At 61.2% G+C, this 20,128-nt stretch carries 18 protein-coding genes; 10 read left to right on the forward strand and 8 right to left on the reverse strand.

What is annotated here, in order from left to right; all coding sequences use genetic code 11:
* Positions 1 to 114: 114 nt before the first annotated feature.
* Genes ftsX through ftsY form a run of 3 tightly spaced genes read right to left on the reverse strand, consistent with a single transcriptional unit; the run spans position 115 to position 3,232 of the window.
* Complete coding sequence (gene ftsX, locus PspR76_RS28885; RefSeq protein ID WP_159960676.1) at positions 115 to 1,137, reverse strand: permease-like cell division protein FtsX; 1,023 nt, start codon at positions 1,135 to 1,137, stop codon at positions 115 to 117.
* The gene (gene ftsE, locus PspR76_RS28890; RefSeq protein ID WP_003213784.1) at positions 1,134 to 1,805 is read right to left on the reverse strand and encodes a cell division ATP-binding protein FtsE; all 672 of its coding nucleotides are present in this window, start codon (positions 1,803 to 1,805) and stop codon (positions 1,134 to 1,136) included. The genes ftsX and ftsE overlap by 4 nt, the downstream gene beginning before the upstream one ends.
* Entirely contained in the window at positions 1,802 to 3,232 is a 1,431-nt protein-coding gene (gene ftsY / locus PspR76_RS28895; protein ID WP_159960678.1) for a signal recognition particle-docking protein FtsY, read from the reverse strand. The genes ftsE and ftsY overlap by 4 nt, the downstream gene beginning before the upstream one ends.
* A 338-nt stretch (positions 3,233 to 3,570) precedes the next feature.
* On the opposite strand from ftsY, the gene PspR76_RS28900 reads away from it, so the two are divergent.
* The 4 genes from PspR76_RS28900 (at position 3,571) to PspR76_RS28915 (ending at position 8,125) form a co-directional block, all read left to right on the forward strand.
* The gene (locus PspR76_RS28900) at positions 3,571 to 4,926 is read left to right on the forward strand and encodes a M16 family metallopeptidase (RefSeq protein ID WP_119737435.1); all 1,356 of its coding nucleotides are present in this window, start codon (positions 3,571 to 3,573) and stop codon (positions 4,924 to 4,926) included.
* Positions 4,919 to 6,409 carry a M16 family metallopeptidase gene (locus PspR76_RS28905; RefSeq protein ID WP_159960680.1) on the forward strand — a complete coding sequence of 497 codons (1,491 nt, stop codon included), beginning with the start codon at positions 4,919 to 4,921 and terminating at the stop codon, positions 6,407 to 6,409. The genes PspR76_RS28900 and PspR76_RS28905 overlap by 8 nt, the downstream gene beginning before the upstream one ends.
* Positions 6,409 to 7,026, forward strand: a complete 618-nt coding sequence (gene rsmD, locus PspR76_RS28910) for a 16S rRNA (guanine(966)-N(2))-methyltransferase RsmD (protein WP_159960682.1) — start codon at positions 6,409 to 6,411, stop codon at positions 7,024 to 7,026. The genes PspR76_RS28905 and rsmD overlap by 1 nt, the downstream gene beginning before the upstream one ends.
* Positions 7,027 to 7,129: 103 nt before the next feature.
* A complete protein-coding gene (locus PspR76_RS28915) occupies positions 7,130 to 8,125 on the forward strand; it encodes a hydrolase (RefSeq protein WP_159960684.1) in 996 nt (331 codons plus the stop codon).
* A 120-nt stretch (positions 8,126 to 8,245) separates the two neighbouring features.
* Here the strand turns inward: PspR76_RS28915 and PspR76_RS28920 are convergent, their stop codons facing one another.
* Complete coding sequence (locus PspR76_RS28920) at positions 8,246 to 9,100, reverse strand: sulfurtransferase (RefSeq protein WP_159960686.1); 855 nt, start codon at positions 9,098 to 9,100, stop codon at positions 8,246 to 8,248.
* 33 nt (positions 9,101 to 9,133) lie between these two features.
* Positions 9,134 to 9,805, reverse strand: a complete 672-nt coding sequence (locus PspR76_RS28925) for a TetR/AcrR family transcriptional regulator (RefSeq protein WP_159960688.1) — start codon at positions 9,803 to 9,805, stop codon at positions 9,134 to 9,136.
* Between the two features lie 146 nt (positions 9,806 to 9,951).
* Between PspR76_RS28925 and PspR76_RS28930 the strand changes: the two genes are divergently transcribed.
* From PspR76_RS28930 to PspR76_RS28950, 5 genes are all read left to right on the forward strand, one after another.
* Positions 9,952 to 11,379: a coniferyl aldehyde dehydrogenase gene (locus PspR76_RS28930; RefSeq protein WP_159960690.1), complete on the forward strand. Its 1,428-nt coding sequence runs from the start codon at positions 9,952 to 9,954 to the stop codon at positions 11,377 to 11,379.
* A 28-nt stretch (positions 11,380 to 11,407) separates the two neighbouring features.
* Entirely contained in the window at positions 11,408 to 11,953 is a 546-nt protein-coding gene (locus PspR76_RS28935) for a twin-arginine translocation pathway signal protein (protein ID WP_159960692.1), read from the forward strand.
* A 134-nt stretch (positions 11,954 to 12,087) separates the two neighbouring features.
* Positions 12,088 to 13,683 carry a GMC family oxidoreductase gene (locus tag PspR76_RS28940; protein ID WP_159960694.1) on the forward strand — a complete coding sequence of 532 codons (1,596 nt, stop codon included), beginning with the start codon at positions 12,088 to 12,090 and terminating at the stop codon, positions 13,681 to 13,683.
* Between the two features lie 114 nt (positions 13,684 to 13,797).
* On the forward strand, positions 13,798 to 14,277 hold the full coding sequence (gene coaD / locus PspR76_RS28945) for a pantetheine-phosphate adenylyltransferase (RefSeq protein WP_003176711.1): 480 nt from the start codon (positions 13,798 to 13,800) through the stop codon (positions 14,275 to 14,277).
* A 102-nt stretch (positions 14,278 to 14,379) separates the two neighbouring features.
* Positions 14,380 to 14,631: a YfhL family 4Fe-4S dicluster ferredoxin gene (locus tag PspR76_RS28950; protein ID WP_038444187.1), complete on the forward strand. Its 252-nt coding sequence runs from the start codon at positions 14,380 to 14,382 to the stop codon at positions 14,629 to 14,631.
* 123 nt (positions 14,632 to 14,754) lie between these two features.
* Here the strand turns inward: PspR76_RS28950 and mutM are convergent, their stop codons facing one another.
* Both mutM and PspR76_RS28960 read right to left on the reverse strand, forming a co-directional pair.
* Complete coding sequence (gene mutM / locus PspR76_RS28955) at positions 14,755 to 15,567, reverse strand: bifunctional DNA-formamidopyrimidine glycosylase/DNA-(apurinic or apyrimidinic site) lyase (protein ID WP_159960696.1); 813 nt, start codon at positions 15,565 to 15,567, stop codon at positions 14,755 to 14,757.
* 21 nt (positions 15,568 to 15,588) lie between these two features.
* Complete coding sequence (locus PspR76_RS28960; RefSeq protein ID WP_174245689.1) at positions 15,589 to 16,401, reverse strand: HDOD domain-containing protein; 813 nt, start codon at positions 16,399 to 16,401, stop codon at positions 15,589 to 15,591.
* 279 nt (positions 16,402 to 16,680) lie between these two features.
* Between PspR76_RS28960 and PspR76_RS28965 the strand changes: the two genes are divergently transcribed.
* A complete protein-coding gene (locus PspR76_RS28965) occupies positions 16,681 to 17,877 on the forward strand; it encodes a class I SAM-dependent rRNA methyltransferase (RefSeq protein ID WP_003213799.1) in 1,197 nt (398 codons plus the stop codon).
* A 242-nt stretch (positions 17,878 to 18,119) separates the two neighbouring features.
* On the opposite strand, the gene PspR76_RS28970 is transcribed toward PspR76_RS28965, so the two are convergent.
* On the reverse strand, positions 18,120 to 19,853 hold the full coding sequence (locus tag PspR76_RS28970) for a DUF4153 domain-containing protein (RefSeq protein ID WP_159960699.1): 1,734 nt from the start codon (positions 19,851 to 19,853) through the stop codon (positions 18,120 to 18,122).
* Positions 19,854 to 20,128 lie beyond the last annotated feature (275 nt).

A 20,128-nucleotide genomic window follows, 5' to 3' on the forward strand; every position in this document is an offset into this window, starting at 1 on the left:
ACTCACATAACTCGTGCAGTTCAGCACTGCGAAAATTGACCGGGAACCGTAGGACAAGTTCCCTAAACCACTGATACGGTCAATACAAACGAAACCACATTACCCTGACATTAACTACTTGGGCGCCAGCTCACGTAAATGCCGTGCGACCGCAATCCAAGCACCGATATACCCCAACAAGACCGCGCCAAGCAAGAGTGACAGACCATCGGCAACCGGCACGCCAGCCAAGGCGAAATCACTGCCGTACAAGCCGGCAAGCCCAACCACCGCGTCGTTCAGCCAGTCCAGGCCAAACGCCAGCACGCCCCAGGACAAAATCCCGGCACCGAAGCCATAAAGCGCGCCCATGTACAGAAAGGGACGACGCACATAGCTGTCTGTGCCGCCGACCAGTTTAATCACTTCTATCTCGGTGCGACGGTTTTCAATATGAAGACGAATGGTATTACCTATCACCAAAAGTAATGCAGACACCAACAACACCGTCAGACCGAACACAAAGCGGTCGCCCAGCTTCAGAATCGCTGCCAGGCGCTCTACCCAGACTAGATCAAGCTGCGCCTGTTGTACCTTGGGCATCTCTGCGAGTTTTTGTCGCAGGGCCTCAAGGGCGGCCTTGTCGACTTCGTTCGGCGTCACCAGCACCACGCCCGGCAGCGGGTTCTGCGGCAGCTCCTTGAGCGCCTCACCCAGGCCGGATTGCTGCTGGAACTCCTCAAGCGCCTGGTCGCGGCTGATGTACTCGGCATCCGCCACGCCTGGCAGGTTCTTGATGTCATCGCGCAAGTTTTCGCCGTCTTTGGCGCTGGCGTCGAGGTTCAGGTACAGGGAAATCTGTGCCGCGCGCTGCCAGGAACCGCCCAGGCGTTCGACATTATTAAGCAGCAGCGACAAACCCATCGGCAGGCTCAGCGCTACAGCCATCACCAGGCAGGTGAAAAAGCTGCCGACCGGCTGCTTGCCCAGGCGGCGCAGGCTGTCGAGCAGGCTGGCGCGATGGCTTTCGATCCAGGCGCGCAGCAGCGTGCCGAAGTCCGGGCCGTCGTCTTCGTCGCGTTTTTTCTTCTGCGGTTGCGGGTCGGCGGCTTTCGGCGCCACACGCTCGGAGACTTTAGGGCTGCGTGTTGCACTCATACGCCAGCCTCCCCGTCACCGATCAGGCGGCCGCGTTGCAGCGTCAGCATGCGATGGCGCATGCGTGCGATCAGCGCCAGGTCGTGACTGGCGATCAGCACGCTGGTGCCCAGGCGGTTGATGTCTTCGAACACGCCCATGATCTCGGCCGCCAAACGCGGGTCGAGGTTACCGGTAGGTTCGTCCGCCAGCAGCAAGGCCGGGCGGTGGACGATGGCGCGGGCGATACCGACGCGCTGTTGCTGGCCGGTGGACAGGTCGCCGGGGTACAGATCGGTTTTATCCGACAGCGCCACACGCTCCAGGGCCGAATCCACACGCTTGACGATCTCAGCCTTGGACAGCCCAAGGATCTGCAACGGCAAGGCAATGTTGTTGAACACCGTGCGATCGAACAGCAACTGGTGGTTCTGGAACACCACGCCGATCTGGCGGCGCAGGAACGGAATCTGTGCATTGCTGATAGTGGCCAAATCCTGGCCCGCCAACAGCAACTTGCCGGTGGTCGGGCGCTCCATGGCCAGCAGCAGCCGCAACAACGTACTTTTGCCCGCGCCCGAGTGACCGGTCACGAACAAGAATTCGCCGCGACGCACTCGAAAGCTCAGCTCATGCAAGCCCACATGCCCGTTGGCGTAGCGTTTACCGACCTGTTCGAATCGAATCATGAACGCTCCCGCTCGGCAAAGAGTGCCTGTACAAAGGGTTCGGCTTCAAAGGTGCGCAGGTCGTCGATGCCTTCACCGACGCCGATGTAGCGAATCGGCAACCCGAACTGTTTGGCCAGGGCGAAGATCACGCCGCCCTTGGCCGTGCCGTCGAGCTTAGTCAATGCCAGGCCGGTGAGTTGCACCGTCTGGTTGAATTGTTTGGCCTGGCTGATGGCGTTCTGGCCGGTGCCGGCGTCGAGCACCAGCAAGACTTCGTGCGGCGCGTCTGCGTCGAGCTTGCCGATCACGCGGCGGACTTTCTTCAGCTCTTCCATCAAATTGTCTTTGGTGTGCAGGCGACCGGCGGTATCAGCGATCAATACGTCGATGTTACGTGCCTTGGCGGCTTGCACGGCATCGAAGATCACCGAGGCGGAGTCGGCACCGGTGTGCTGGGCGATGACCGGGATCTTGTTACGCTCACCCCAGACCTGCAACTGCTCCACGGCAGCCGCGCGGAAGGTGTCGCCAGCGGCGAGCATGACTTTCTTGCCTTCCGACTGCAGCTTTTTCGCCAGCTTGCCGATGGTGGTGGTTTTACCGGCACCGTTGACGCCAACGACCAGGATCACAAACGGTTTTTTCGGCGTGATTACCAGCGGCGCCTCGACGGGCTTGAGCATGGCAGCCAGCTCGGCCTGCAGGGACTTGTAGAGAGCGTCCGCATCGGTCAGCTGCTTGCGCGCGACCTTTTGGGTCAGGCTCTGAATGATGACGGCGGTGGCTTCAACGCCCACATCAGCGGTCAGCAGGCGGGTTTCGATGTCTTCCAGCAATTCGTCATCGATGACTTTCTTGCCCAGGAACAGGCTGGCCATGCCTTCGCCGATGCTGGCGCTGGTTTTGCTCAGGCCTTGCTTGAGGCGGGCGAAGAAGCCGGTTTTGCTGGTTTCAGCCGGCGCAGCAACAGGCTCTTGCACGACAGGCGGCTCGATCACGGCAGGAGCGGCAACCACGACTGGCGCAGGCGTTGGCTCGACAACCACCGGAGCAGGCGTTTCGATGACGGGCGGGGCTTCAACCACAACGGCCACGGGCTCAACCACGACCGGAATCGGCGGCACCACGTGCTCGGCCTGCACATCTTCAACCAGTGCCACGGGTTCCTCTGCCACCGGCAGCTCGAGCCATGGCGTTAGCTCGGGCTCAGGTTCCGGCTCGACCTCAGCCACCGGCTGCAACACCGGTTCAGCCATCGGCAAAATCACCGGCGCCGGGGTTTCAGCAACCGGCTCGGCTTCTACAATTGGCTCAGGGATAGGTTCAGGCTGAACCTGCGGCTGTTCGACGACGGTTTCCTGCGGCTTTTTGCGCAGCCATCCGAACAGGCCTTTTTTCTCGCCAGCCGCAGCTGGGCTCTTCTTGTCGTCGTTGGAACCAAACATGGAGGACGGCTATCTCAAAGTAGCGATGCGCCAGGGCGCCTCGGTAAATAAATTCGATGCAGAACAGACTGCTTTAACGCTCGCTTGTTCATGCGCAACATTTTGTAAGGCGTAAATAAAGGCCTCAACAAATCGTTTCAATAAAGGACTGAAGCGATAACATCGGCGAAAAGTGGAAGATTGTCGGGGAAAAACACCCTGTATTCCAACATTCCTACGACTGGATCCGGAACGATATGGCGGCCACAGTGGCCGACCCTAAGTCGGATCAGTATCCTAGCACCTCCTCGCCCGCCGACGCTAAGACCAAGCGGGCAGCCCAACAGGTTTAAAAACGAATGAATGCTCTAGCCCGCCGCGCTGCAGGCCTGCTGCTCAGCACAGTTTGTCTGCCCCTTTCAGCTTTGGCTGCCGACCCACAACCCACACACGAATTCACCCTGGATAACGGCCTTAAAGTGGTCGTGCGCGAAGACCATCGCGCGCCGGTGGTGGTTTCCCAGGTCTGGTACAAGGTGGGTTCGAGCTACGAAACCCCGGGCCAGACCGGTTTGTCCCACGCCCTGGAACACATGATGTTCAAGGGCAGCGCCAAGGTCGGCCCCGGCGAAGCCTCGCTGATCCTGCGCGACCTGGGCGCCGAAGAAAATGCGTTCACCAGCGATGACTACACCGCCTACTACCAAGTGCTCGCACGTGACCGCCTGGGCGTCGCCTTTGAGCTGGAAGCCGACCGCATGGCCAGCCTGCGCCTGCCGGCCGACGAGTTCAGCCGCGAGATCGAGGTGATCAAAGAAGAGCGCCGCCTGCGCACCGACGACAACCCGATGTCCAAGGCCTACGAGCGTTTCAAGGCGATGGCCTACCCGGCCAGCGGCTACCACACGCCGACCATCGGCTGGATGGCCGACCTTGAGCGCATGAAAGTCGAAGAGCTGCGCCACTGGTATCAATCCTGGTACGTGCCGAACAACGCCACCCTGGTGGTAGTCGGCGACGTCACCCCGGACGAGGTGAAAAACCTCGCCCAGCGCTACTTCGGCCCGATCCCCAAGCGTGACGTACCGCCAGCGAAGATCCCGCTGGAACTCGCCGAGCCGGGCGAGCGCCTGCTGACCATGCACGTGCAAACCCAACTGCCAAGCGTGATCCTTGGCTTCAACGTGCCCGGCCTGGCCACCGCCGAAGACAAACGCTCGGTACAGGCCTTGCGCCTGCTCTCGGCGCTGCTCGATGGCGGTTACAGCGCGCGTATTTCGGAGCAATTGGAACGCGGTGAAGAGCTGGTCTCCGCCGCCTCCACCAGCTACGACGCCTACACCCGTGGTGACAGCCTGTTCACCCTGACGGCCACACCGAATCAGCAGAAGAAAAAGACCATTGCCCAAGCCGAAGCCGGGCTGTGGCGCCTGCTCGATGAGTTGAAGGCCAAGCCGCCCACTACCGAAGAACTGGAGCGCATCCGCGCCCAGGTGATTGCCGGCGTGGTCTACCAGCGTGATTCCATCACCAGCCAGGCCACGGCCATCGGCTCCCTCGAAACCGTCGGGCTGTCCTGGAAACTGATGGACACCGAACTGGCCGACCTGCAAAGCGTGACCCCGGAAGATATCCAGAAGGCCGCACGTACTTATTTCACCCGCGAACGTTTGAGCGTCGCCCATGTTTTGCCTGAGGAGACCGCTCATGAGTGATCGTAAAAGCAGCCGCCTGATCTTCCCTGGCCTGGTCGTCGTTACCCTGATCGCCGCCAGTGCCGTGTACTTGCTGCGCCCGAGCGAATCTGTCGCCAGCCAGGCGTTGGATAAAGCTGAATCGGCCAACAAGCTGCAATCCTTGGCAGAGCTGGACGGCAAGGCGCCGACCAACCGCAAGCTCGACGTGCAAACCTGGACCACCGCCGAGGGCGCCAAGGTGCTGTTCGTCGAAGCCCATGAATTGCCAATGTTCGACATGCGCATCCTGTTCGCCGCCGGCAGCAGCCAGGACGGCAACACGCCCGGCGCGGCACTGCTGACCAATGCCATGCTCAACGAAGGCGTGCCGGGCAAGGATGTCAGCCAGATCGCCAGCGGCTTTGAAGGCCTGGGCGCCGACTTCGGCAATGGCGCTTACCGCGACATGGCGCTGGTGTCACTGCGCGGCCTGAGCGACAGCGATAAACGCGACGCGGCCTTGGCACTGTTTGACGACGTGATCGGCAAGCCGACCTTCCCGGCCGACTCCCTGGCGCGGATCAAGAACCAGATCCTCGCCGGCTTCGAGTACCAGAAGCAGAACCCGGCCAAGCTGGCCAGCCTTGAGCTGTTCAAGCGCCTGTACGGCGACCACCCTTACGCTCACCCGAGCGAAGGCACGCCTGAAAGCGTACCGAAGATTACCCTCGCGCAATTGCAGGCGTTCCACGCCAAGGCGTATGCCGCAGGCAACGCGGTGATTGCCGTGGTTGGCGACCTGACGCGCGCCGAGGCCGAGGCCATGACCGCCAAGGTGTCGGCATCGCTGCCCAAAGGCCCGGCACTGGCGAAAATCGCCCAGCCCACCGAACCGAAAGCCGGCCTGAGCCATATCGAGTTTCCGTCCAAGCAGACGCACTTGCTGTTCGCCCAATTGGGTATCGACCGTGCCGACCCGGACTACGCAGCCTTGTCACTGGGTAACCAGATCCTCGGCGGCGGTGGCTTCGGCACCCGTTTGATGAGCGAAGTACGTGAAAAGCGCGGCCTGACCTATGGCGTGTATTCCGGCTTCTCGCCGATGCAGGTACGCGGCCCGTTCATGATCAACCTGCAAACCCGAGCCGAAATGAGTGGCGGCACCTTGCGCCTGGTTGAAGATGTGCTGGCCGACTACCTCAAGACCGGCCCGACGCAAAAGGAACTGGACGACGCCAAGCGTGAGCTGGCCGGCAGCTTCCCGCTGTCCACCGCGAGTAACGCCGATATCGTCGGGCAGCTGGGCGCCATGGGTTTCTACAACCTGCCGCTGAGCTATCTGGAAGATTTCATGAAACAATCCCAGGCCCTGACCGTAGAGCAGGTCAAGACTGCAATGAACAAACACTTGAGCGCCGACAAGATGGTCATCGTGACCGCCGGCCCGACGATTGCGCAAAAGCCACTACCGCCCCCCACTGATAAACCTGCCGAGCAGCCGCTCGGGGTTCCGGAGCATTAATGGCCAGTTCATCTCGCCCGAAAAAACCCGTCCACAACGTGCATAACGGTGTGGGCCAACTGCGCATCATTGGCGGTGAATGGGGCAGCCGCAAGCTGAGCTTCCCCGACGTCGTAGGCCTGCGCCCGACGCCGGACCGCGTGCGTGAAACCCTGTTCAACTGGCTCGCGCCGTACATCGGCGGGGCCAAGGTGCTGGACCCGTTCGCCGGCAGCGGCGCGCTGTTCCTGGAGGCGCTGTCCCGTGGCGCGGCCCAGGGCCAGGCGCTGGATGCCAGCAACGTGGCGGTGTCCAGCCTCAAGGAACACCTTGGCACACTGCGTTGCACCACCGGCCAGGTTCAAACTGCCGATGCGCTGCGCTATCTGGAAACCCAGGCAGCCACCGAATACGACGTGGTGTTTCTCGACCCGCCGTTCAACCAGAACCTGTTGCCGACCGTGTGTGCATTGCTGGAAGACCGCCAATGGCTGGCACCGGATGCCTGGATCTACACTGAAAGCGAGACCGCGCCGTCGACCCTCGGCCTGCCGGGCGCCTGGCGCCTGCACCGGGAGCAGAAGTCCGGGCGGGTGTATTACGCGCTGTGGCATCGGTTGGTCGAAGGCGTTGCCTGATCTGTAGTGAGTGAGCTTGTTGTGGTGACAGGACTTGCTGTGGCAAGCCCGCTTGCCACAACAGCGCGCTCACCACACAGAGTCGTTCGCCACAGAGATTCCCATGACACCTGACTCAGACCTCTTCAAACCCGCCTTCGGCCTCGGCAACCCCCACTTGCAAACACTGTGGGGGCCATTGTGGCGCCCAACCACCCATATCGAACGCCAACGCGAACGCCTGTGGCTGGACGACGGTGACTTCCTCGACCTTGACTGGCACGGCCCCCATGACGCGCAAGCGCCGCTGGTGCTGGTGCTGCACGGATTGACGGGCTCTTCGAATTCCCCCTACGTGGCCGGCCTGCAAAAAGCCCTCGCCGCTCAAGGCTGGGCCAGCGCAGCCTTGAACTGGCGCGGCTGCTCGGGCGAACCGAACCTGCTGGCGCGCAGTTACCACTCGGGCGCCAGCGAAGACCTGGCGGCGGCGATTGCCCATCTGCGTGCCAAGCGGCCGTTGGCGCCGTTGTATGCCGTGGGTTATTCGCTGGGTGGCAACGTGCTGCTCAAGCACTTGGGGGAAACCGGCGCGGCCTCCGGGCTGCAAGGCGCAGCGGCGGTGTCGGTGCCGTTCCGGCTGGACCAATGTGCCGACCGCATCGGCCTGGGGTTTTCGCGGGTTTATCAAAAGCACTTCATGCGCGAGATGCTGGCGTATATCCGCGTCAAGCAAAGCCGCTTTTTGCTGGACGGTCGTGCGGACGGGCTGAAAACCCTGGAGTCACTGGGTTCTCTGGACAAGATGCGCACGTTCTGGGATTTCGACGGGCGGGTGACGGCGCCGCTGCACGGTTTCCTCAGCGCCGAGGACTATTACCGTCGTGCGTCGAGCCGGTATTACTTGGGTGACATTCGCACACCCACGCTGATCATCCACGCCGCCGATGACCCGTTTGTGTTCGCCCACAGCCTGCCGGAGGCCAGCGAACTGTCGGACTGCACCGAGTTTGAACTGCTGGCCAAGGGTGGGCATGTGGGGTTTGTCGATGGTTCTCTCAGGCGCCCGAGCTACTACCTCGAACGCCGAATCCCACAATGGCTACTGACACAACACGGTTAAAAATGTGGGAGCTGGCTTGCCTGCGATGAGGGCGTGTCAGTCAGCTGATAATTGGCTGACCCACCGTTATCGCAGGCAAGCCAGCTCCCACATTTTGATTGGGTTTGCAGGCCTGGCGGCTTAGTCGCCGGTTGCGATTTGCCGCGCCGGATCGGTAATCCACTCGCTCCACGACCCCGCATACAGCTTACCCAGCGGGTAACCCGCCAGGCTCAGGGCAAACAGGTTATGGCACGCCGTCACCCCCGAACCGCAATACGCCACCAGCTCATCCGGCGAACGGCCCTGCAGCTGCGCGGCGAAACGCTGTTTGAGCTGCTCAGCCGGCAGGAAGCGGCCATCACTGCCGAGGTTTTCGTTAAACGCCGCACATTGCGCGCCGGGAATATGCCCGGCAATCGGGTCGATGGGCTCCACGTCACCCCGGAAACGCGGCTGGGCGCGAGCGTCGATCAAGGTCATGCCCGGTTCGCCCAGGCGTTTTTGCAGATGTTCGGCGTCCAGCACCAAGTGATTGTCCGGCGAACCGGCAAACGTCCCCGGCTCAACCACTGGCGCGTCCAGGCTCAGCGGGAAACCGGCGGCGTGCCAGGCCTTGAGGCCACCGTCCAGAATAAACACGCCATCACGTTTGCCCAGCCAGGCCAGCAACCACCACGCGCGGGCGGCATAGGCGCCAGGGCCGTCGTCATACAGCACGATGTCGGTGTCGGCATCGATGCCCCAGGCTCGCAGCTGCGCAATGAACGTGTCCGCATCAGGCAATGGGTGTCGGCCAGTCACGCCTTTGGTCACCGGGCCGCTGAGGTGGCGTTCCAGGTCAGCGTACTGCGCGCCTTCGATATGCCCTTCGGCATAGCTGCAAAGCCCGTAGTCCGGGTCTTCGAGGGCAAAGCGGCAATCCAGGATCACCAACCTGCCGGCCTTCTGGCGCTCGGCGAGTTGCTGGGGGCTGATCAGTTGGGCAAGCGGCATGACGGACTCCTGTAAACAGATTCGGGAAAGGCCCTACTTCACTTCTTCCAGTGCCTGGTTCAACGGCACGTAAAACTCTTTGAACAGGGCATCCACCGCGTCTTTCGCCTGCGGCGTGACAAACCTTGCCTCCAGCACCAGCACCTGATACACCCCGCGCTTGATCGCCTCGGCACTCAAGTGGGTGGAGTTTTCATTGGTGGTGCACAGGAAACGCACCCACGAGGTGAGGATGATCCAGGCATTGAGCGTCAGGGCTTCGGTTTGCACCGGGTCCATCGTGAGGATGCCCGCGTCGACAAACCCTTGGTAAATGGCGTTGCCCTGGGTCAGGCAGCGCTGGGAAAAACGCCGGTAGCCGGTGGCCAGTTCCGGGTCGCTTTCCAGCAGGTGTTCGAGGTCGCGGTGCAGGAAGCGGTAGCGCCACATGCCGGCCAGTACGGCCTGCAGGTAGAAACGTTTGTCTTCGACGGTGACGGCGCGGCCTTGGGGCGGACGCAGGAAAGTGTCCACCAGGGCTTCATATTCGCGAAACAGCACGGCGATGATCGCCTGCTTATTGGGGAAGTGGTAGTACAAGTTGCCCGGGGAAATTTCCATATGGGCGGCAATGTGGTTGGTGCTGACACTGCGCTCGCCCTGCTGGTTAAAAAGCTCCAGGCTGGTTTGCACAATGCGCTCGCTGGTCTTTACTCGTGGTGCCATAGGGGATCAGCTTCTATACACGTGATGGGGCATCTTACGGCCTATCCTTGTTTGGATAAAACCGCATGTTGCTGCAATGACATTTGACAATTTAGAGCAATGACTCTAAAAATCCAGGCAGACCTATAACAATTGGGAACTGCGCCATGTCTGCCACCATTGCCTACCTGCAAGATTCCCAGGCGCTGGATCACCTCCAGGACCTGTTCGACGCCCAACGCCGCGCCTATGCCGCCAACCCGATGCCACCGGCGGCGCAGCGCCAGCAATGGCTCAAGGCCTTGCGCGATGTGCTCAGCGACGAACGCCAGGCCCTGATCAACGCGATCAGCCAGGACTTCAGCCACCGCAGCGCAGACGAAACCCTGTTCGCCGAACTGATGCCCAGCCTGCATGGCATTCACTACGCCAGCAAACACCTCAAAGGCTGGATGAAACCTTCCCGTCGCGCCGTAGGCATTGCCTTCCAGCCGGCGTCGGCCAAAGTCATCTATCAACCACTGGGCGTGGTCGGGGTGATCGTGCCGTGGAACTACCCGTTATATTTGGCCATTGGCCCTTTGGTCGGTGCGTTGGCGGCCGGCAACCGGGTGATGCTCAAGCTCAGCGAGTCCACGCCCGCCACGGGTGAATTGCTCAAGACACTCTTGGCGAAAATCTTCCCCGAAGACCTGGTGTGCGTGGTGCTGGGTGAAGCCGAAGTGGGCATGGCGTTTTCCAAGTTGCGCTTCGATCACTTGCTGTTTACCGGCGCCACCAGCATCGGCAAGCACGTAATGCGTGCGGCGGCCGAACATCTCACGCCGGTAACGCTGGAGCTGGGCGGCAAATCACCGGCCATCGTTTCCGCCGACGTACCGCTCAAGGACGCCGCGGAACGCATCGCCTTCGGCAAATGCCTGAATGCCGGGCAAACCTGCGTGGCACCGGACTACGTGCTGGTGCCCGAAGATCGCGTTGAAGGCTTCGTCGAGGCCTACAGCAAGGCGGTTCGCGGGTTCTATCCGACTCTGGCCGACAACCCGGACTACACCGCCATCATCAACGAGCGGCAACAGGCCCGGCTGAATGCCTACGTCAAAGACGCCACCGACAAAGGCGCCACTCTGATTCCGCTGTATGACAGAGGCCAGGCACGGCGCATGGCCCACAGCCTGCTGCTCAATGTCAGCGATGAAATGACCGTGATGCAGGACGAAATCTTCGGCCCGGTGCTGCCGATCGTGCCGTATCGCGGCATCGATCAGGCCTTTGCCTATATCAACCAACGCCCTCGCCCACTGGCCCTGTATTACTTCGGCTACAACAAGAGCGAGCAAAACCGCGTACTCCACGAAACCCACTCCGGCGGCGTGTGCCTGAATGACACCCTGCTGCACGTGGCCCAGGACGATATGCCCTTCGGCGGCATCGGCCCTTCGGGCATGGGCCACTATCACGGCCACGAAGGCTTCCTCACGTTCAGCAAGGCCAAGGGCGTGCTGGTGAAACAGCGCCTGAACGCGGCGAAGTTGATCTACCCGCCCTATGGCAAATCGATCCAGAAGTTGATTCAAAAGTTGTTTGTTCGCTGATTCCGCCACTCACGGGATAACAATAACAATGAACCCCAGCCTGACTGAAACACCCGAATTGTCGCGGCGCGGCGTCCTCAAAATCGGCCTGTGCGCCAGCGCCTTCCTGGCCACTGCCGGGCTGGGCGCCAGCCTCAGCGGCTGCTCCAGCAGCACCCCGGCCAGCGGCTTTGCGATGCTGCGCAGCAGTGACTTGCCGTTCCTGCGCGCGGTGATCCCGGTGCTGCTCGAAGGCGCGGCCAGCGCCCAGGACGTGGTCGCCGGCATTGAAGACACCCTGAAAAAGCTCGATTACAGCCTGCAGCACCTGTCGCCGGAGATGTTCAAGCTCACCAAGCAACTGTTCGATGTGCTCGGCATGGGGATTACGCGCGGGCCGTTGACCGGCATCTGGGGCAGTTGGGAAAACGCCAGCAGCGATCAGATCCGCAATTTCCTGCACCGCTGGGAAAACAGTTACCTGAACCTGCTGCGCATGGGCCAGGGCTCGCTGCTTAAGCTGGTGATCATGGCCTGGTACTTCCGGCCGCAGTCCTGGGCGCATTGCGGCTACCCCGGCCCGCCGAAGATTTAGGCCTGACAACCCGATTGGAAAATGTGGGAGCTGGCTTGCCTGCGATGGCGGTGTATCAGCGATGAATTGCTCGGCAGGCAAGCCAGCTCCCACACTGGTCGCAACTTCGTACAGAAAAATAAGAGTGCACTCCTATGCCCGTACCCGATCTGTTCCGCGACGGCCTGGCCCGCGGCTGGAAAACCCACAATGGCGCCGCGCTCGACAGCGACCTGACCCTGGAAGCCGACGTGGCGATCATTGGCAGCGGTGCCGGTGGCGGCACCACCGCCGAAATCCTCAGCGCTGCGGGCTACAAAGTGCTGCTGATCGAAGAAGGCCCGCTCAAGACCAGCAGTGACTTCAAGCTGCTCGAGGACGAGGCCTACGCCAGCCTGTACCAGGAAGGCATCGGCCGCATGAGCAAGGACGGCGCCATCACCATCCTGCAAGGTCGAGCCGTGGGCGGCACCACGTTGATCAACTGGACGTCGAGTTTTCGCACGCCCGACGCCACGCTTTCCCACTGGGCCAGTGAATACGCGGTGAAAGGCCACAGCAGCGCCGAGATGGCGCCGTGGTTCGAGAAGATGGAACAGCGCCTGGGCATCGCGCCGTGGGCCATCCCACCGAATGCCAATAACGATGTAATCCGCAAAGGCTGCGAAAAGCTCGGTTACAGCTGGCACGTTATCCCGCGCAACGTACGCGGCTGCTTCAACCTGGGTTATTGCGGCATGGGCTGCCCGGTCAACGCCAAGCAATCGATGCTGGTGACCACCATCCCGTCCACGTTGGAAAAAGGCGGCGAGCTGCTGTACCTGGCTCGCGCCGAACGCTTGAAATACAGCGGCGATACCATCAGCAGCCTGGAATGCGTGGCGATGGACGAACGCTGCGTGGCGCCCACCGGGCGCAAGATCACGGTCAAGGCCCGGCATTACGTGCTGGCGGGCGGCGGTATCAACAGCCCGGCGCTGTTGCTGCGCTCGGACGCGCCCGACCCGCATTCGCGCGTGGGCAAGCGCACGTTCCTGCACTTGGTGAACTTCTCCGCCGGGCAGTTCGATGAGGTGATCAACCCGTTCTACGGCGCCCCGCAGTCGATCTACTCCGATCACTTCCAGTGGCAGGACGGCACCACCGGCAAAATGTCCTACAAGCTAGAGGCACCGCCCTTACACCCAGGATTGGCCAGCACCTTGTTCGGCGGTTACGGCACCGGGAACGCGCTGGACATGAGCCAACTGCCCCACACCCACGCCATGCTTGCGCTGCTGCGCGACGGCTTCCACCCCGACAGCCCCGGCGGCACCGTGGATTTGCGCGGGGACGGCACGCCGGTGCTGGATTATCAGGTTTCACCCTACGCGTGGGATGGCCTGCGCCGCGCCTTCCACAGCATGGCCGAGATTCAGTTCGCGGCGGGCGCCAAGTCGGTCAAACCGCTGCACCACGATGCGCGCTACGTGAACACCCTGGCCGAAGCGCGCAGCCTGATTGACGGCTTGAGCCTGGAATTGCACCGCACCACGCTGGGCAGCGCCCATGTGATGGGCGGTTGTGCCATGGGCGAAGACCCGAAAAACGCGGTGGCCGACAGCCTGGGTCGCCATCACCAATTGCGCAATCTGTCGATCCACGACGGCTCGTTATTCCCCACCAGTATTGGGGCTAACCCGCAATTGTCGGTGTATGGGTTAACCGCGCAACTGGCGACAGCCTTGGCCGAACGTCTGAAAACAGCGTGAAAAAACAGGTTATTCGCGGTGTCTATAGTGCTTTCTTATGCATAAGTTGACTTGGCCGACCGGGATGGCTGCGATACCATCCGGTTCCCCAACGGACTCCGCCAGGACGACGCGATGAACCGAGTGTTGTACCCAGGTACTTTCGACCCGATTACCAAAGGCCATGGCGATTTGGTCGAACGCGCCTCTCGCTTGTTCGACCATGTGATCATCGCGGTCGCTGCCAGCCCCAAGAAAAACCCGCTATTTCCCCTGGAACAGCGCGTGGAGCTGGCGCGTGAGGTCACCAAGCACCTGCCCAACGTTGAAGTGGTAGGTTTCTCGACCTTGCTGGCGCACTTTGCCAAAGAGCAGAACGCCAATGTGTTCCTGCGTGGCCTGCGTGCAGTGTCGGACTTCGAGTACGAATTCCAGCTGGCCAACATGAACCGCCAACTGGCGCCGGACGTGGAAAGCCTGTTCCTCACGCCGTCGGAGCGTTACTCGTTCATTTCCTCGACGTTGGTGCGTGAAATCGCCGCTTTGGGCGGGGATATCACCAAGTTCGTGCACCCGGCTGTCGCGGATGCGCTGACGCTGCGCTTCAAGAAGTAAGACCGCTCAATCGGCGCCCGCTCGCACTGCGGGCGCCAATGCGGCACAATTGCGCGCATTAGTTTTCAGATGCCCTGGCTGACGGCCCTGGCAGGAGTTTCCATGTCCCTGATCATCACCGACGATTGCATCAATTGCGACGTCTGCGAACCCGAGTGCCCGAACGCTGCGATTTCCCAGGGCGAAGAGATCTACGTGATCGACCCCAACCTGTGCACCCAGTGCGTCGGCCACTACGACGAGCCTCAGTGCCAGCAAGTGTGCCCGGTGGATTGCATTCCGCTGGATGAGGCACACCCCGAGACGCAAGAGCAGTTGATGGAGAAGTACCGGTTGATTACCGGTAAAGCCTGAGACTTTGTGGCGCCCATCAGGGCCTCATCGCAGGCAAGCCAGCTCCCACATTTGGATGTGTGAATACAGTCAAGTGTGGGAGCTGGCTTGCCTGCGATGGCTATATCAGCCATCACACACCACTCAGCTCTGGCACTTGGGGCAAAACACACTCGCCCGCTGCCCCAACACCACATTGCGCAACTCGCTGCCGCACACCTTGCACGCCTCGCCGCCCCGCCCGTAGACGAACAGCTCCTGCTGGAAATACCCCGGCTGCCCATCACCGCCGATAAAATCGCGCAAGGTGGTGCCGCCACGCTCGATGGCCGCCGCCAACACACGCTTGATCTCAATCGCCAGCTTCAGGTAACGCCCGCGTGAAATACCGCCAGCGGCCCGACGTGGATCAATCCCGGCGGCAAACAACGCTTCCGTCGCATAGATATTGCCCACGCCCACCACCACCGCGTTGTCCATGATGAACGGCTTCACCGCCATCGACTTGCCACGGGACAGTTGAAACAGCCGCTCACCGTCAAACAGGTCGGTCAACGGCTCCGGGCCCAGGCGAATCAGCAGCTCATGATTGTGCGGGTCCTGACTCCACAGCATCGCGCCGAAGCGCCGTGGGTCGGTGTAGCGCAGGGCCATGCCGGATTCCAGTTCGATGTCCACATGCTCATGCTTGGCCGCCGGCAGGCCGACTTCCACCAGACGCAAATTACCCGACATGCCCAAGTGGCTGATCAGCGTGCCGACTTCGGCATTGATCAACAGGTACTTGGCTCGCCGTTCCACCAACACGATGCGCTGCCCCGACAGGCGCACATCGAGGTCTTCCGGGATCGGCCAGCGCAGGCGCCGCTCACGCACGACCACACGGCTGACGCGCTGGCCTTCCAGGTGCGGCGCAATCCCGCGCCGGGTGGTTTCGACTTCTGGTAACTCGGGCATGTGTACCTCGTGAAGAAAGGGTCAGTGCGCGCCCAGTTCGCGGATCGACAACTTCATGCTTTCGAAGTCGTAGTCCGACAGGCCCACGTAATCCAGCACCAGATGGCCGATGGCATTCCACTCATGGTCCACGGTCTGGTTGCCCAGCACGCGATAGGACGAGCAGATATGCTCGGCCATCTTCAGGATCGCCAGCAGGTTTTTCAGCTGCGGATTGCGTGCCGATTCATCACTGAAAATCGCCAGGGCGTTGTGGTGGTTGGCGATGGCGTCGGTCACATGCTCCGGAAGGCGCCAGGATTTGGCCGTGTAATAACCCACCACGGCATGGTTGGTGTTGAACGCGTTGTTCTCGGTATCGACCACACGGCAGTCGGGGCCGGCATTCGCGTAGGCCTGTTCCAGCACCGCCATGTAATTGGGGAAGCGCTTGAGCATCAACGGCACGCCGCAATCATGGAACAGGCCCAAGGCATACGCCTCGTCGACGGCTTGCGAACCGGTGCGCTTGGCCAGGGTCAGGCAGGTCATGGCCACATCCTGGGCGGTATCCCAGAAGCGGTTGAGGGTGACGATGGTGTCGTCGCTCATCTCGCCTTTAATCGACTGCGCGTTGATCAGGTTGATGATCGAGCGGCTGCCCAGCAGGTTCACGGCGCGCTGGATCGAGGCAATCTTGTTGCTCAGGCCGTAATACGGCGAGTTGACGATTTTCAGCAAGGCACCGGAGAGGCCTGGGTCCTGGGAGATCAGCCGCGCGATCACTTCCAGGTCCGGGTCGGGCATGTACTGCTCCATCTGCAAATCCACCATGATTTGCGGTTGAGGCGGCACGCTGATGCCTTGCAGGGCCTGTTGGATCTGCTCGGCGGAAAGCTCTTGGGACATAAGTACACACTCTGGGCTAGGCGGGGATTCTAACCTCTAAGCAAAGCTGACTGACACCTCAAAAACCCGAATTGAAACCCGATCAAATGTGGGAGCTGGCTTGCCTGCGATTGCACCACCGCCGTACGTCAGATACACCGCGCCGTCTGCATCGCAGGCAAGCCAGCTCCCACATGAACCGGTGCGCAACAGGTATACTCCCGCTCTTTTTTCCGGAGCGACGTCATGTCCCTGCCAAGCCTGCGTCTCAAAGCCAACGCCGATCGTCGTTTGCGCAACGGCCACCTGTGGGTCTACAGCAACGAAATCGACGTGGCCGCCACCCCACTTCACGGCTTCCAGGCAGGCGACCAGGCTATCCTGGAAGCGGCCGGCGGCAAGACCCTGGGCATCGTGGCCATGAGCCCGAACAACCTGATCTGCGCACGCCTGCTGTCGCGCGACATCAAGTTGCCGTTGGACAAGTCGCTGCTGGTGCACCGCATCAACGTCGCGCTGTCCCTGCGTGATCGCCTGTTCGACAAGCCGTTCTACCGCCTGGTCTACGGCGATTCCGACCTGCTGCCGGGCCTGGTAGTCGACCGTTTCGGCGACATCCTGGTGGTGCAGATCGCGTCGGCGACCATGGAAGCGCACAAAGAAGACGTGATCGCCGCCCTGACTCAAGTGCTCAAGCCGAGCGGCATCCTGTTCAAGAACGACTCCGCCGCACGTGACGCCGAAGGCCTCAACCGCTACGTCGAAACCGTATTCGGCCTGGTGCCGGAATGGGTCGCGCTGGAAGAAAACGGCGTGAAGTTCGAAGCCCCGGTGATCCAGGGCCAGAAGACCGGCTGGTTCTACGACCACCGCATGAACCGCGCGCGCCTGGCCCCGTATGCCAAAGGCAAACGCGTGCTCGACCTGTACAGCTACATCGGCGGCTGGGGCGTGCAAGCCGCGGCCTTTGGCGCCAGTGAAGTGTTCTGCGTCGACGCCTCCGCCTTCGCCCTCGACGGCGTAGAGCGCAACGCGGCGCTGAACGGCGTTGCCGAGAAGATGACCTGCATCGAAGGCGACGTGTTCGAAGCCCTCAAAGAACTGAAAGCCAGCGAAGAACGCTTCGACGTGATCGTCGCCGACCCACCGGCCTTCATCAAACGCAAAAAAGACATGAAAAACGGCGAAGGCGCCTACCGCCGCCTCAACGAGCAAGCCATGCGCCTGCTCAGCAAGGACGGCATCCTGGTCAGCGCTTCGTGCTCGATGCACTTGCCGGAAGACGACCTGCAAAACATCCTGCTGACCAGCGCCCGCCACCTGGACCGCAATATCCAGATGCTCGAACGCGGCGGCCAGGGCCCGGATCACCCGGTGCACCCGGCGATTGCCGAGACGCGCTACATCAAGAGCATTACGTGCCGGTTGTTGCCGAATAGCTAAACAGTAAACGCAGGTCAACATGTGGGAGCGGGCTTGCCCGCGATAGCGGTGTATCAGGTACAGATTTTTAACCTGTTGCACCGCTATCGCAGGCAAGCCAGCTCCCACAGTTTTTTGTGCTGTGCCAGGAGCAGGCCGCGCGCCAGGCAACGCCCCTCAAAGGTTTTGATTGAATTCCCCATTTCGCAGACTAGTGTCGGTTTCTGGGCGACGTAAAACGCCAACAGCAGGATCAGGCGCCGCTAAGGCTCCCGGATCACGGGGGTCAGCAACATATCGCGGGTCTGCAGCTGCCGGTATCGCGGCTTGACCAACGATATGTTGCCCTCGCGGATGTCGTGGATCAGCATCTCGGTGTCCACGTGACCGCTGGGCAGTTGTGTCCATAGCAGCGGGCCGCGATCGTCCCACTGGCCTTTTTCATCCAGGGCATAAATGCGCGGGACCTTGTACTCGTTGCGAAAACTGGTGAGGGGCACCACCAGCACCTCGCTTTGGCCGTCCCCGTCGAGGTCGACCGCCCACAACACACAGCCCGACTCGCAAGGTGAGTCTGCACTCTCACTCATATCCACAAACTGCTCGCTGCCTTTGGGTTTGGGGCCGATCCATTCCAGCTCGGGCTTGGGCGCCAGAGCCCGCTCCTTGGCCAACTGCTCGTCAAAACTCAGGGACGTGTCGTCCATTCTCTCGCGCAGGGCGCGGCGCGATTCCGGGTTCAGAATGCGCTCCTGATCCACGTCCATCTGCAACTGGGCATAAGCCTGCTCGCCGGCCTTCCCCAAGCCGAAGCGCAGGTAATGGGCATCAAATGCTTCAGGGTTAGTGCGCCCATCGAGCAAACGCCGCACCTGATCGTCGGCGCTGAGCCGTATCGGGTTGAGTACCGGCGTATTGACCAACACCAACAACACGCAAAACAGCAACGCCAGTACCGGGTTGGTCACGCGCAGGTTGCTTAGCCAGGCCGGCGAACGCAAGGCCACCGCCCACACCGCCGCCAGGCCATACAAACTGCACAGCAGAGCCAGCGCCAGCGCGATGAAACGTTGTGGCGACAAGGCATATTGCTCGACGCGCAGCCAACTGGAGTAGAACGCCAGCGCCGCGAGAATCGGCAGGCACACAACGCTGAATTCAACAAAGCGCATCAGCCACTTGGGGTATGGCCTAGGCTGCCCGCCCTCTTGAAAGACGCCATTGAGCAAGAACAGTTGGGCGCCGGCCAACACCAGCAATATCGGCGTGGAGTAGCCCGTCGCCCAAATCCGGTCGAGCCCGGTGAAGGGCAACGTCAGGGTAAACAGCACACTGATCAGGGCGATCAACGGCAACAACAGTCCACAGGCGCCAAACAGCATGCCACGCATCTGTCCGATAACCTTCTCACTGCGCCCCGCCATGTACATGCCCAGCGCGAACACCAGCGGCACGCTGAAACACATGAACGTCTGGCTCCAGAAGTGGAGCTCAAAGAATTCGATGCCCAGCATCAGGAACAACCGGCTCCAGAGCTTGAGCAACAACAGGAAAAGACCGACGAGCACCAGCGCGTACAGCACGATGAACACACTGTTCCAGGCTTGCTGAAACAGGTTCTCATACCGCCAGCGCTGCCCCTTCGCGGCGGGCCAGGCACACAGAAAGCTGGCGCCGATGTAGCTCAGCAGCACCAGGCTGAGGCACCAGGCGTCCACCTCCCGTCGGCTGATCAGGAGGTGTTCTTCTCGGTAAAAGACCCACGCCGTCATGCCGCTCATCAGCAACATGAACGCCAGCGTAGGCAGCAAAGCGCGCCATTGCCGGGCTTTTTCCCCCAGCAGTTGCAACGTGGTCCCGCCCACCAAGGCCACGACCATAACGCCGGTAAACAGCGCCTGGTTCGAATTGAAGAACCGATCGGCGTAATTAAACACCACGCCCTGAAGCAGGCCGATCAGCAGGTAAAACCCAAGAAAACGATTAAGGCCAGGCATTCCAATTCCTTTGGAGTGGGGTGAAGGCAAAGGGCCGCAAGTCTAAACAAAGCCCGTGCCCTTGGGTAATACGCCTTCACATCCCCGGTTCCCTCCCGCTGCCAGCGGTGTAGAATCGACCCTATTCATCGCCAGTCATCCCCCGGCGGGTTTATGAGCTCGAGGCCCAAGCAAGCGGCGATCCCGCGACGCGAGTGGCAACTTTTGGACACGCGGCCATTTTCTGAGTGTTCCAGACGTCAATAGAAGCTCACTCCCCATTAGTACCTGATTAG

The organism is Pseudomonas sp. R76 (genome assembly GCF_009834565.1).
Taxonomy (GTDB): Bacteria; Pseudomonadota; Gammaproteobacteria; order Pseudomonadales; family Pseudomonadaceae; genus Aquipseudomonas.

Bases quoted from the DNA above. Each gene is read 5' to 3' on its own strand.
- PspR76_RS28970 (WP_159960699.1), bottom strand. From the start codon at position 19,853: ATGCCTGGCCTTAATCGTTTTCTTGGGTTTTACCTGCTGATCGGCCTG.
- PspR76_RS28920 (WP_159960686.1), bottom strand. From the start codon at position 9,100: ATGCCGCTTGCCCAACTGATCAGCCCCCAGCAACTCGCCGAGCGCCAG.
- PspR76_RS28940 (WP_159960694.1), top strand. From the start codon at position 12,088: ATGCCCGTACCCGATCTGTTCCGCGACGGCCTGGCCCGCGGCTGGAAA.
- coaD (WP_003176711.1), top strand. From the start codon at position 13,798: ATGAACCGAGTGTTGTACCCAGGTACTTTCGACCCGATTACCAAAGGC.
- PspR76_RS28925 (WP_159960688.1), bottom strand. From the start codon at position 9,805: ATGGCACCACGAGTAAAGACCAGCGAGCGCATTGTGCAAACCAGCCTG.
- rsmD (WP_159960682.1), top strand. From the start codon at position 6,409: ATGGCCAGTTCATCTCGCCCGAAAAAACCCGTCCACAACGTGCATAAC.
- PspR76_RS28930 (WP_159960690.1), top strand. From the start codon at position 9,952: ATGTCTGCCACCATTGCCTACCTGCAAGATTCCCAGGCGCTGGATCAC.
- PspR76_RS28950 (WP_038444187.1), top strand. From the start codon at position 14,380: ATGTCCCTGATCATCACCGACGATTGCATCAATTGCGACGTCTGCGAA.
- PspR76_RS28905 (WP_159960680.1), top strand. From the start codon at position 4,919: ATGAGTGATCGTAAAAGCAGCCGCCTGATCTTCCCTGGCCTGGTCGTC.
- ftsY (WP_159960678.1), bottom strand. From the start codon at position 3,232: ATGTTTGGTTCCAACGACGACAAGAAGAGCCCAGCTGCGGCTGGCGAG.
- mutM (WP_159960696.1), bottom strand. From the start codon at position 15,567: ATGCCCGAGTTACCAGAAGTCGAAACCACCCGGCGCGGGATTGCGCCG.
- PspR76_RS28915 (WP_159960684.1), top strand. From the start codon at position 7,130: ATGACACCTGACTCAGACCTCTTCAAACCCGCCTTCGGCCTCGGCAAC.
- ftsX (WP_159960676.1), bottom strand. From the start codon at position 1,137: ATGAGTGCAACACGCAGCCCTAAAGTCTCCGAGCGTGTGGCGCCGAAA.
- PspR76_RS28900 (WP_119737435.1), top strand. From the start codon at position 3,571: ATGAATGCTCTAGCCCGCCGCGCTGCAGGCCTGCTGCTCAGCACAGTT.
- PspR76_RS28965 (WP_003213799.1), top strand. From the start codon at position 16,681: ATGTCCCTGCCAAGCCTGCGTCTCAAAGCCAACGCCGATCGTCGTTTG.
- ftsE (WP_003213784.1), bottom strand. From the start codon at position 1,805: ATGATTCGATTCGAACAGGTCGGTAAACGCTACGCCAACGGGCATGTG.
- PspR76_RS28935 (WP_159960692.1), top strand. From the start codon at position 11,408: ATGAACCCCAGCCTGACTGAAACACCCGAATTGTCGCGGCGCGGCGTC.